Source organism: Methylophaga sp., from assembly GCF_030651745.1.
In genome coordinates this window covers 1-11,981 of record NZ_JAUSCC010000055.1, presented here as the reverse complement: position 1 = coordinate 11,981, position 11,981 = coordinate 1, and the positions used below count along the sequence as shown (strand labels likewise).

Annotated in this window: 11 protein-coding genes; 1 reads left to right on the top strand and 10 read right to left on the bottom strand. The window is 45.5% G+C overall.

The annotated features are described in order from the left end of the window. Positions 1-69 precede the first annotated feature (69 nt). The 10 genes from ccoN to ileS all read right to left on the bottom strand — a co-directional run bounded on the left by ccoN (position 70) and on the right by ileS (position 11,718). Positions 70-1,491, bottom strand: coding sequence for a cytochrome-c oxidase, cbb3-type subunit I (gene ccoN, locus Q7V21_RS06670; protein WP_304916533.1), 1,422 nt, complete (start codon positions 1,489-1,491; stop codon positions 70-72). A 381-nt stretch (positions 1,492-1,872) separates the two neighbouring features. Next, positions 1,873-2,274 carry an MTH938/NDUFAF3 family protein gene (locus tag Q7V21_RS06665; protein WP_304916532.1) on the bottom strand — a complete coding sequence of 134 codons (402 nt, stop codon included), beginning with the start codon at positions 2,272-2,274 and terminating at the stop codon, positions 1,873-1,875. A 7-nt stretch (positions 2,275-2,281) separates the two neighbouring features. Then, a complete protein-coding gene (locus Q7V21_RS06660) occupies positions 2,282-2,572 on the bottom strand; it encodes an integration host factor subunit beta (protein WP_069296502.1) in 291 nt (96 codons plus the stop codon). Positions 2,573-2,685: 113 nt separating this feature from the next. Then, positions 2,686-4,359 (bottom strand): 30S ribosomal protein S1, encoded by a 1,674-nt coding sequence (gene rpsA / locus Q7V21_RS06655; RefSeq protein ID WP_069296501.1) that lies wholly within the window; start codon positions 4,357-4,359, stop codon positions 2,686-2,688. A gap of 109 nt (positions 4,360-4,468) precedes the next feature. Continuing rightward, positions 4,469-5,131: a (d)CMP kinase gene (cmk, locus tag Q7V21_RS06650; RefSeq protein WP_304916531.1), complete on the bottom strand. Its 663-nt coding sequence runs from the start codon at positions 5,129-5,131 to the stop codon at positions 4,469-4,471. Further along, positions 5,124-6,461, bottom strand: a complete 1,338-nt coding sequence (aroA, locus tag Q7V21_RS06645; RefSeq protein ID WP_370654046.1) for a 3-phosphoshikimate 1-carboxyvinyltransferase — start codon at positions 6,459-6,461, stop codon at positions 5,124-5,126. Before aroA ends, cmk begins: the two co-directional genes overlap by 8 nt. Next, a complete protein-coding gene (locus tag Q7V21_RS06640; protein WP_304916529.1) occupies positions 6,461-7,348 on the bottom strand; it encodes a prephenate dehydrogenase/arogenate dehydrogenase family protein in 888 nt (295 codons plus the stop codon). The genes aroA and Q7V21_RS06640 overlap by 1 nt, the downstream gene beginning before the upstream one ends. Next, positions 7,345-8,442: a histidinol-phosphate transaminase gene (gene hisC, locus Q7V21_RS06635; protein WP_304916528.1), complete on the bottom strand. Its 1,098-nt coding sequence runs from the start codon at positions 8,440-8,442 to the stop codon at positions 7,345-7,347. The genes Q7V21_RS06640 and hisC overlap by 4 nt, the downstream gene beginning before the upstream one ends. Continuing rightward, the gene (lspA, locus tag Q7V21_RS06630; RefSeq protein ID WP_069296497.1) at positions 8,439-8,906 is read right to left on the bottom strand and encodes a signal peptidase II; all 468 of its coding nucleotides are present in this window, start codon (positions 8,904-8,906) and stop codon (positions 8,439-8,441) included. Before lspA ends, hisC begins: the two co-directional genes overlap by 4 nt. A 10-nt stretch (positions 8,907-8,916) precedes the next feature. Further along, the gene (ileS, locus tag Q7V21_RS06625) at positions 8,917-11,718 is read right to left on the bottom strand and encodes an isoleucine--tRNA ligase (RefSeq protein WP_304916527.1); all 2,802 of its coding nucleotides are present in this window, start codon (positions 11,716-11,718) and stop codon (positions 8,917-8,919) included. 168 nt (positions 11,719-11,886) lie between these two features. Here ileS and Q7V21_RS06620 point away from each other — a divergent pair. Next, on the top strand, positions 11,887-11,981 hold a 95-nt coding region (locus tag Q7V21_RS06620; RefSeq protein ID WP_304916534.1), incomplete at its 3' end, for a DUF3579 domain-containing protein.

Below are 11,981 nucleotides of genomic sequence, written 5' to 3'. Positions count from 1 at the left end.
CAAACGTTTTGTTCAACCCAATCTTGAAAACTAACGCGTTTATTAGATTTATTAGCCATGCTGATTCCCTCAAATATTCGCTGCAGTTGCCATTTCGGCAGATGGTTTTGCAATCGCGCGGCGAATAGTCACTGTTACGTTGAACAGCATGATGACCGCACCCAGGAAGAAAATCAGTCCACCAATAGCACGCATAGCGTAATAAGGATGCATCTGTGCGACTGACTCAACAAAGGTATATGCCAAGTTGCCGTATTCATCATAAGCACGCCACATCAAACCTTGCATAATGCCCGACACCCACATTGCAGTGATATAAATTGCTGTACCGATGGTCGCCATCCAGAAATGCAAGTTAACCAGCTTGACGGAATACATGGTTGTCCCCCACATCCGCTCAACCATGTGATACAACGCACCTACGGAAACCATTGCTACCCAGCCGAGAGCGCCTGAGTGAACATGACCGATAGTCCAGTCAGTGTAGTGTGATAATGCGTTTACTGTTTTCGAAGCCATAACCGGACCTTCGAAAGTAGACATCGCGTAGAACGCCAAAGAGACAATCAGGAAACGTAAAATATAATCTGTACGTAATTTATCCCAGGCACCGCTCAGCGTGAACATACCGTTTAATGCGCCACCCCATGATGGAATAATCATCGCAAGAGAAATAGCAGCACCTAAAGAACCGGTCCAATCTGGTAATGCTGTGTATTGCAGATGGTGAGCACCTAACCAGACATAACCAAACACCAGAGCCCAGAAATGGATAACCGATAAACGGTAAGAATAAACAGGGCGGTTAGCCTGTTTAGGAACAAAGTAGTACATGATGCCAAGGAAACCCGCTGTCAGGAAGAAACCAACGGCGTTATGGCCCCACCACCACTGAATCATCGCATCTTGCACACCAGAGAAAATTGAATACGATTTCCACATGCTGACCGGAATCGCCAAACTGTTGACCACATGAAGATAGGTAATCATGATCATCATGGCCAAGAAGAACCAGTTGGCGACATAAATATGCGAAACCTTACGGATTGATAAGGTCATGATGAAATTGAACATGTAGCTGATCCAGACCACAGCAATCAAAATATCCAGCGGCCATTCAAGTTCAGCATATTCTTTTGATTGAGTTAAGCCTAAAGGCAGTGTGATGATGGCGCCGAGAATAATCAGGTTCCATCCCCAAAAGGTGAACCAGGCCAATTTATCACTCCAGAGTCTTACTCCAGAGGTACGCTGCACAACATAGAATGCTGTAGCCATTAACGTCGAGCCACCAAAGGCAAAAATTACCGTATTGGTATGTAGTGGACGTAATCGACCGAAACTAATGTAAGGATTATCAAAATTAAGATCTGGCCAGGCTAACTGCGATGCAATAAATACACCCATACCCGTTCCGGCAACCAAATAGACCACCGCCATATAGGAGAACCATTTGACCACTTCAAAGTTGTACTGTTGTTTCGCCTGCATAGCGATCACACCTTTTCTCTCATGAAAACTCTCTCACTGCTTCTTTTAATTATTCTCAGAAACAGAACCCAATTTCATACTGCCCAACAATCAAGCTCGACAAATTTTACCGCAAAACAACAGTGTTGATGTTTTCAAATCCGTGATCCAGATCAACTTTGCCGGTTTTGCTAAGTCTTTTGCCACAAATTACGAGTCTATATGTTATTTCGCAATTTTTTGCGTTAACTAAACTAGGGGAATTTTCCTGACTTCATTAGGTGTGGTCAAGTTTAAGCGACACCTGCGATCAACGAATCAATGATAACTAACCTAAAAACAAGGGTTTAAACCCTATGCTTAATATGGGTATTTATATCGGCAACCGCAAACCTGTGAACATCACCCGCACTCAGTAGCGAAATTAACAAGCAGTATAGGCTTTCTGCCTTCATTTAATAACAAATTGTAGGTCCGGCAGGCAGCGCCAAGCGACATAATTTCCAGTGAAATTCCGTATTTGGCAAAAGTGTGGGTGATTTTGATCGAGTGGGATGTAAGACCGTCGTCATTCATCATAATGACAACGTCGGCTTGAAAGGATTTTATTTTTTCAATCTGTGCATCGCTGATATTTTCATCGAAGCGATTAAGATCCGGTGCATCAAATATGCCCTCAGGAGTGAGAATGCAATTATGCGTGATCTGTTGTTGAGGTTGATTTGTAGATTGAATCAGTAGAAAGCCGTCGCCATAACTTTTTATTACAAGAGCGTCAGTAACGGCTTCCTGACTAATTTTCATTTTTTAATTAAAAACCAGCAGCATTATTTACGCGATCACGTAATTCTTTTCCTGGTTTAAAATGCGGTACATATTTTTCATCAAGTTTAACGGATTCACCACTTTTTGGATTACGGCCCACTCTGGGTGGACGGTGATGCAAGGTGAAACTGCCAAACCCTCTAATCTCAATACGATCGCCGCGTGACAGACAATCACTCATCTGTTCAAGAATTAACTTCACCGCTAGTTCAACGTCTCGATAATTCAATAGAGATTGTTTTTCGGATAGTATTTCTATCAAATCAGACTTGGTCATAATTTCCTAGATTCCCGGCAGTAGACTTTGGGTTATGCCTTAACGTTAAGGCAGCTGTGTAACAAGAAAAAATAAGCATCCGGCAAATTACCGGATGCTTATAAATGAACAGATTAGCTATCTTTCTGATTCATTTGTTCTTTCAGCAAATCACCTAAAGTGGTATTGCCGGAACTAACATTGCTGTACTCTTTCACTGCTTCGGATTCTTCTTGATCATCCTTCGCTTTAATAGACAGAGTCAGCGTGCGGTCCTTGCGTGACATTCCTGTAAATTTAGCTTCGACTTCATCGCCGACATTCAGCACTTTGCTGGCATCTTCGATACGTTCGCGCGAAATATCCGCAACACGAACATAACCTTCAACGCCTTCAGCCAATTCAATTGTTGCACCTTTAGCATCAACTTCAGTGACCTTACCAGTGACAACAGAACCGCGTGGGTGCTCAGACAAATAGGCAGAGAAAGGATCATCCTGCAATTGTTTGATACCCAGAGAAATGCGTTCACGCTCAGGATCAATTGCCAATACTACGGCTTCAACTTCATCGCCTTTCTTGAAGTCACGAATCAGTTCTTCGTTTTCTTCTTCCCAAGAAATATCTGACAAGTGAATCAGGCCGTCAATACCACCGTCCAAACCAATGAAGATACCGAAATCAGTGATTGATTTGATAGCGCCACTGACTTTGTCACCTTTGTTATGAGTCATTGAGAACTCTTCCCAAGGGTTGGTTTGGCACTGTTTGATACCCAGTGAGATACGACGACGTTCTGCGTCGATATCCAGAACCATAACTTCAACTTCTTCGCCTAATGTGACCAGCTTGGAAGGATGTACGTTTTTGTTAGTCCAGTCCATTTCAGACATGTGAACCAAACCTTCAACGCCATCTTCGATTTCAACAAAGCAGCCGTAATCAGCGATGTTGGTTACTTTACCTTGAATGCGTGTGCTGTTCGGGTAACGACGAGCGATATCTTTCCAAGGATCGTCGCCTAATTGTTTCAGGCCTAACGATACACGTTCACGATCTTTATCAAATTTCAGAACCTGAACATCGATTTCATCACCGATGGCAACAACTTCTGAAGGATGTTTAACACGTTTCCATGCCATATCAGTGATATGCAACAGACCATCAATACCGCCAAGGTCAACAAACGCGCCGTAATCTGTCAGGTTCTTAACGATACCTTTAACGACTTTGCCTTCTTCCAATGTTTCCAGAAGGGCTTCGCGTTCTACACTGTTCTCAGCTTCCATAATGGCACGGCGAGAGACAACGATATTGTTACGTGGGCGATCCAGCTTAATCAGTTTGAACTCAAGCTCTTTGCCTTCGAGGTGTGAAGTATCACGAATAGGACGCACATCAACCAGTGAACCTGGCAGGAATGCACGGATGTTTTCCAGATCAACAGTGAAACCACCCTTAACTTTTCCAGAGATAATCCCCAGAACCGTTTCATTGGCTTCAAATGCGTGTTCCAATCTGATCCATGCTTCAGCCGCTTTGGCTTTTTCACGTGATAATAATGTCGCACCAAATCCATCTTCCAGTGTTTCCAGAGAAACATCGACCAAATCACCAACAGAAACGGTGATTTCACCTTTTTCGTTCATGAATTCGGCAACTGGGATAGCGCCTTCAGATTTCAGACCTGCGTTAACCATAACAACATCAGGACCAACATTGACTACCGTACCGGTAACAATTTTGCCTGGTTGCATTGGGGTTGCGTTTAGACTCTCTTCAAAGAGATCAGCAAAGCTTTCGCTCATTATAAATATCCTTGATCCTGTATCGATAACAGAATCGCCCGTTAGACCTGCAAATGCAGGAAATTAACAAAAAACTTAACTGGAACACCCAGCTAAGTACCCTAATAAATCAGCCGATTAATGCACTGACCTTTTCTAAAACAGCTTCGATTCCGAGTTGTGTTGAATCCATAATAACGGCATCATCGGCAGGCCGCAGGGGCGCTACCTCACGTTGCATATCTCGTTCATCACGTTCGGATATTTCGGCTACGAGATCGGAAAGGTTACTATCAATTCCTTTCTCTTTCAACTGCTTATATCGTCTCTCCGCCCGAACCTCGGCACTGGCTGTCAAAAAGACTTTAAATGCTGCGTCAGGAAACACTACTGTTCCCATATCGCGCCCATCTGTGACCAAACCCGGCGGCTGACGAAAATCGCGTTGTCTTTGCAATAAAGCTGCACGTACCGCCGGAAATGCGGCAACTTTTGATGCGGCATTACCGGCTTGCTCTGAGCGAATCAACAAAGAAACATCTTTGCCTTGCAAAATTACCTGCAACTGACCATGGTTTAATAAAAACTGAACATCCAAGTGCTCAGCCAGTTTGGCCAAAGCAGATTCATCAGCTAAATCAATCTGTTGCATAAGTGCGGCTTGTGCCAAAACACGATAAATGGCACCGCTATCCAGATAATGCCAACCCAATTTTTCTGCCATACGTTGCGCTAACGTACCCTTACCAGAACCGCTAGGGCCATCAATAGTTAAAACGGGTATTTCAGACATCGAAAGCATCAATCTGTAAGCCGCTGTTAGTCGCTAATTCCACAAAATTCGGGAATGAAGTGGCGACATTGGCGCAATCGTTAATCTGTATGGCACCGCCCGCCTGCAATGCTGCCATGGCAAATGACATGGCAATACGATGATCACCATGACTATTCACTTCTCCGCTACCGATTACTCCACCCTCGATGATCATGCCATCAGCTGTTGGCTGCGCATCGATTCCCAGCGTTTGTAAACCATCAGCCATGACCTGAATACGATCACTTTCTTTAACCCGTAATTCTTCTGCACCGGTCAAGACTGTGCGGCCTTCTGCACAAGCTGCAGCAATAAATATTGCCGGGAATTCATCAATGGCGAGTGGCACCTGGTCTTCTGGAATTTCAATGCCGGTCAATGGCGCGTAGCGAACCCGAATATCAGCAACTGGTTCGCCGCCGGTCACGGCTTCATTGCTGAGGCTTATGTCCGCGCCCATCTGACGCAGAATATTAATCACACCAATTCGTGTTGGGTTGATGCCAACGTGTTGCAGCGTGATATCCGATCCCGGCGCAATTGCAGCTCCCACCATAAAAAATGTAGCCGATGAAATATCAGCGGGTACATCAATTTTGGTTGCAGTTAATTTGCCACCGCCCTGAATACTGATCCGATTACCCTGTACTTGAACGGGATAGCCCATGCCCTGCAACATGCGTTCAGTATGATCACGGGTCGGAGCAGGTTCTGTCACACTGGTTGTGCCTTCGGCATACATGCCAGCCAATAACAGACAGGATTTCACCTGAGCACTGGCCATCGGTAAATCATAATTAATCGCTGTTAATTTATTACCACCATGAATAGTCAAAGGCGGTTTCCCATCGGCGCTGTCGATTCGGGCGCCCATCAATGCCAAAGGATCGGTTACCCGACGCATTGGCCTGACTGATAATGATTTGTCTCCGGTCATGGTCACATCAAATGACTGACCTGAAAGTAACCCGCTTAATAAACGGATAGAAGTGCCAGAGTTACCAACATATACATCTTTTTCTGGTGCTTTAAGACCATGCATACCGACACCGTGCACCGTGACTTTGCCTTCTACCGGGCCTTCAATTTGAACGCCCATTGCACGAAAAGCCGCCAGCGTTGCCAGTGCATCTTCACCTTCAAGAAAACCGGTTACCTCGGTGACACCTTCGGCCAGCGAACCCAGCATGATTGAACGGTGTGAGATGGATTTATCTCCGGGCACACGAAAACTGCCTGTTAATTTTCCACCGGCCTGTACCACAAATTTACGATCTTGTTGCCCGCTCACGCTGTTGTTCACTCCCATTACACTTCGCTGTTATCTTTCAAATCTGGATCGGCAAAACGGCTGTCTCTGGCCCGTTTTGCCCGGCCAAAGACATCAATAAGAAAATCACCATCATCTTGCCGAATAGCCTGTTCAATCTGATCCAGACCGCTACGATATTGTTGTAATAATTCTAAAATCGCATTGCGATTACCCAGACAGATATCGCGCCACATCACCGCATCACTTGAGGCAATACGGGAAAAATCACGAAACCCGCCAGCGGCATAACGTAAGACTTCATCGCAGTCTTCACGTTTCGCCAACATACCTACCAGATTAAAGGCTAAAACATGTGGTAAGTGACTGGTGGCAGCAAGCACCACATCATGGTGTTCAACGTCCATTTCAAAGACATCTGCCCCGGCCTGCTGCCACATTTGACGCACTTGTTCGAGGGCGTTTTTGTCTGTTTCAGCAACAGGGGTTAAGACCACGCGATGTTGCTGATATAGCTCGGCAAAAGCCGCTGATGGTCCGCTTTTCTCAGTACCGGCTATCGGATGTCCTGGAACAAAAAGATTAAACTTTTCTCCCAGAGCCTGACGTGCCCCATCAACAACCTGCTGTTTGGCACTACCACCATCGGTCACAATTGCCTGTGGTTTGAGATGAGGAGCTATTTGCTCAAACACCGCACGCATCGCGCCCATTGGCACAGCGACAAATACCATATCGGCATCAGCAACCGCCTCGGCCAGCGATTCGGCTGCATTATCGATAATGCCTAGCGTTAAGGCTTCATCACGTGCTTCTTTCGATCGCGAGTAACCCGTGACCTGTTCAACCAGTCCAGCTTTTTTTAATGCCAAAGCCAGTGAGCCACCTATCAGCCCAACACCAAGAATTGCCAGATTTTTAATCATTTGGCCTCAGACAAACTGTTTGCAAGCGCTGTAAGGCAACGTTGATTCTCATGTTCAAGCCCAATACTGATACGTAAATGCGTTGGCAAACCATAACCCGCTACCGGTCTGACAATGACGCCTTGCTGCAATAACTTTTCATAAACCTCAGCTGCATTTGTGGCGACATCAACACAGATAAAATTAGCTTTAGACGGAATATAGCTAAGCCCCAGCTCATTGAAACCATCAATGTATTGCTGCATGCCTTCATTATTAACCTGCTTGGCACGTTGCAAATAATCTTCATCACCCAGCGCAGCAATCGCTGCACACATTGCCAAATGATTAACATTAAATGGCTGACGCAAACGATTGAGCAAATCGGCAATTTCCGGACTCGATAAAGCAAAACCAACCCGCAACCCAGCCAGACCATAGGCCTTGGAAAAGGTGCGACAGATAATCAAATTCGGAAAGGTATTCAGCCAATCGATACTGTTCTGCTCATTATCACCGTATTCCACATAGGCTTCATCCAGCACAACAATCACATTGTCCGGCACCGCCTGCAAAAAGGCGTAAACCTCACTAGCAGGAAGATAAGTACCAGTAGGGTTATTCGGGTTGGCGATAAAAATCAATTTGGTTTTAGATGTAATCGCTTGCTGCATAGCCGGTAAATCATGGCCATAGTCTTTGGCTGGCACTTCTACCAATTTGGCACCTATCGCCTGAGCAACCAGTGCATAAACCGCAAAAGCATGCTGAGCAAACATCACTTCATCTACAGGTGAAGCAAAACAACGGGCAATCAGTTCCAATACATCATTTGAGCCATTACCCAAGGTAATCTGCTTGGCATCAACCTGAAATTTTTCAGATAAAGCCAGTTTTAAAGAATACCCATTACCATCCGGGTAGCGTGTTAAATCACGTGTTGCCAGCGCAATTGCAGCCTGAGCTGCCTGAGAGGGTCCGATTGGGCTCTCATTTGAAGCCAGTTTAATAACATCTCTTACGCCATATTGACGCTGCAATTCCTCTATCGGTTTTCCCGGCACATAAGGCTGCAAACCGGCAATACTTTCTACCGCTAAATCGCACAGATTCATTTTTGCTCCGCTGGTTTTCTAAAACTATCCAAGATCAGCAACACCGCGCCGACACAAATGGCGGCATCTGCGATATTAAATGCCGGCCAGTGATAACTGCCAACATAGACGTCAATAAAATCGACCACATACCCGTAAATAAAACGATCGATCACATTGCCAATAGCACCACCAATAATCAGTGATATCGCAATGGCTTCAAGCTTGGCCTGTGACTTCAGTCGAGACAACCAGATAATCAACACAATCGAAACAGTGACCGCCAAAACGATAAAAAACCAGCGCTGCCAACCTCCGGCTCCTGCAAGAAAACTGAAGGCTGCACCACTATTATGAGCCAGAGTAAAATTGAAATACGGCATTACCGCCACGGTTTGATAGAGATCCAACCAATTGGACATAATCACTTTTGTCAGTTGATCTAACGCAATGATCAACGCACTTACCCATAACCACTTCAACATTGTTTTTGCCTCAAGCAAAACGGCGGTTTTCGCCGTTGCCTTCAATATTTTCAACACAGCGACCACACAGCTCTGGATGATCGGCATGACTTCCAACATCTTCCGTCTGATGCCAGCAGCGCTCACAACGTGCATTGGTCGAAGCATGAATATCCACGGCAAGCCCACTCAAACCAGTTTGAATTGCCGTGGCAGATTTATCCGCGAATGAAAAATATTTTGCTGATGATGTGATTAAGACAAATTTCAGTTCATCGCTAGCTTTATTCAATATCGTCAGCAACGGTTCATCAGCGTACAAAGCTACATCGGCAGTTAAACCACCTTTTACTTCACCTTGATTACGTTTATTTTCAAGTTCTTTGGCAACAGCATCCCGCACAGCAAATAACTGCTGCCATTCTGCAACTGATAACGCACTATCAACTGATAAGGATGCCAAATGCTGATACCAGTCATTCAATAACACCGAAGCATTACGCTTGCCTGGAATAAACTCCCACAGCTCATCAGCAGTAAAACTCAAAATCGGCGCGATCCAGCGTGTTAATGCCTCAAGAATATGGAACATCACTGTTTGTGACGAACGACGTCCAAGACTGTCCGTTGGCATTGTGTATTGACGATCCTTGGTGATATCCAGATAAGCACTGCCCAGCTCATTGGCACAGAAGTTATGCACTTTCTGATAAATCAAATGGAACTGATAACTTTCATAGGCCGCCAGGATTTCCAGCTGCAAATGATATGCGCGATCCAAAACCCAACGATCTAACGGTAACAATTCATCGGTAGCCACCAGATTGCTTGCAGGGTCAAAATCATTCAGATTCGATAATAAATAACGTGCAGTATTACGAATACGTCGATAAGAGTCGGCGGTGCGTTTGAGGATTTCATCCGACACACTCATTTCAGCACTGTAATCGGTAGCTGCTACCCACAGACGAATAATGTCCGCACCCAGGTTATTCACCACTTTTTGCGGTGAAACCGTGTTGCCCTTGGATTTGGACATTTTTTTGCCTTCGGCATCCACAGTAAAACCATGAGTCAATACAGACTTGTAGGGTGCTTTGCCAGTAGTGGCAACCGAAGTCAATAAGGATGACTGAAACCAGCCACGGTGTTGATCACTGCCTTCCAGATAGAGATCAGCAGGACGTTGCAAACCGTCACGACGGGTTAACACACAGGCATGCGACACACCGGAATCAAACCAGACATCCAGCGTATCGATAACTTTGAAATAATTGTCGGCATCGGCACCAATCAGCTCGCTGGCGTCCATATCAAACCAGGCATCAATGCCTTTTTGTTCAACAGCTAATGCCACTTTTTCGATCAGTGCTTTCGAGTCAGGATGTAATTCCCCGCTTTGTTGATGCACAAATAACGGGATCGGCACGCCCCAGGTACGCTGACGGGAGATACACCAGTCCGGACGACCTGTCACCATATTTTCAATACGTTTTTGGCCCCAGTCAGGCATCCATTTGGTTGCTGCAATAGCCTGCATTGCCTGATCGCGCAGACCATTCTGCTCCATGCTGACAAACCATTGAGGCGTGGCGCGGAAAATGATCGGCGTTTTATGCCGCCAGCAATGTGGATAGCTGTGACGAATATCGACATGACAAAGCAAGGCCGATTTTTCTTTTAATAATTCGATGACTAGTGGATTGGCTTTAAATACCGATTCACCAGCAAATACCGGGGTGTCAGGTAAAAACACACCGTTACCACCGACCGGATTATCAACTTCCAGTTTATATTTAAGACCTACGATATAGTCATCCTGACCATGACCCGGAGCGGTATGTACTGCGCCAGTACCAGCATCAGTGGTGACATGATCGCCTAAGATGACTGGCACTTTACGATCGTAAAACGGGTGCTGAAGCAATAAACCTTCCAGCTCAGCACCTTTACAACGGGCGATGACTTCACCGGTTAACTGATAACGTTCCAGGGCTTTTTCATAAAGTGCTTCAGCCAACACCAAACGTTCATCAGCACATTGCACCACGACATACTCTAAATCAGGGTGCAGACACACGGCCTGATTCGCTGGCAATGTCCAGGGTGTGGTAGTCCAGATAGCGATGCCGACCGGGCCATTACCGTTGTTTGGGCAGGCATTATCAAATGCAGCAACATCCACCAGTTGAAAACGTACATCAATTGCCGGTGAGGTTTTATCTTCATATTCGACTTCGGCTTCGGCCAAGGCAGATCCACAATCCACACACCAATGCACGGGTTTTACGCCTTTGTGCAGATGACCATTTTCAATGATTTCACCCAAAGTGCGGATAATGTCAGCTTCAAACTGAAAATCCATTGTCAGATAAGGGTTATCCCAATCTGCCAATACACCCAGACGATTGAAATCTTCACGTTGTCCATCAACCTGCTTGGCCGCATATTCACGACAAGCCTGACGAAACTCTGCCGGGCTCACTTTAACGCCTGGTTTGCCAACTTTTTTCTCGACATTTAATTCGATAGGCAGCCCATGGCAATCCCATCCGGGAACATACGGTGTGTCAAAGCCACTAAGCGTTTTAGACTTAAGAATAATATCTTTAAGAATTTTATTGACGGCATGACCAATATGGATATCGCCATTGGCATACGGAGGGCCATCGTGCAGAATGAATTTCTGTTTACCGTGATTGGTCTCCCGCAACTGCCGGTAAAGGTCTTGCTCCTGCCAACGCTTTAAAATCACAGGTTCGCGAGTAGGCAGTCCCGCTTTCATCGGAAACTCAGTCGCAGGAAGATTTAAAGTGTGTTTGTAGTCGGCCACAAAACGTCTCGTTGTCGTCAAATAATAAAGCGCTCGATTATACGGGTTTTTCGCGCCGACCTAAATCACTGAAAACAGTTTGTTTTGGCTTTGACTGATGCTAAGGCCTGATTTCCAGTAAAATGCACAACCAATATCCATTATGTAAATTCAAGAGCACCAAATTCGATGACTGCAACGGAAAAAGTGATCATTAAAGGCATCACTGAAGACGGCGATAAATTCCGTCCCAGCGATTGGGCGGAAAGATTGTGCGGTGCAGT

Coding starts and splice junctions, on each gene's coding strand:
- cmk (WP_304916531.1), bottom strand. CDS start 5,131: ATGTCTGAAATACCCGTTTTAACTATTGATGGCCCTAGCGGTTCTGGT.
- Q7V21_RS06640 (WP_304916529.1), bottom strand. CDS start 7,348: ATGATTAAAAATCTGGCAATTCTTGGTGTTGGGCTGATAGGTGGCTCA.
- ccoN (WP_304916533.1), bottom strand. CDS start 1,491: ATGCAGGCGAAACAACAGTACAACTTTGAAGTGGTCAAATGGTTCTCC.
- Q7V21_RS06660 (WP_069296502.1), bottom strand. CDS start 2,572: ATGACCAAGTCTGATTTGATAGAAATACTATCCGAAAAACAATCTCTA.
- aroA (WP_370654046.1), bottom strand. CDS start 6,461: ATGGGAGTGAACAACAGCGTGAGCGGGCAACAAGATCGTAAATTTGTG.
- Q7V21_RS06665 (WP_304916532.1), bottom strand. CDS start 2,274: ATGAAAATTAGTCAGGAAGCCGTTACTGACGCTCTTGTAATAAAAAGT.
- lspA (WP_069296497.1), bottom strand. CDS start 8,906: ATGTTGAAGTGGTTATGGGTAAGTGCGTTGATCATTGCGTTAGATCAA.
- rpsA (WP_069296501.1), bottom strand. CDS start 4,359: ATGAGCGAAAGCTTTGCTGATCTCTTTGAAGAGAGTCTAAACGCAACC.
- hisC (WP_304916528.1), bottom strand. CDS start 8,442: ATGAATCTGTGCGATTTAGCGGTAGAAAGTATTGCCGGTTTGCAGCCT.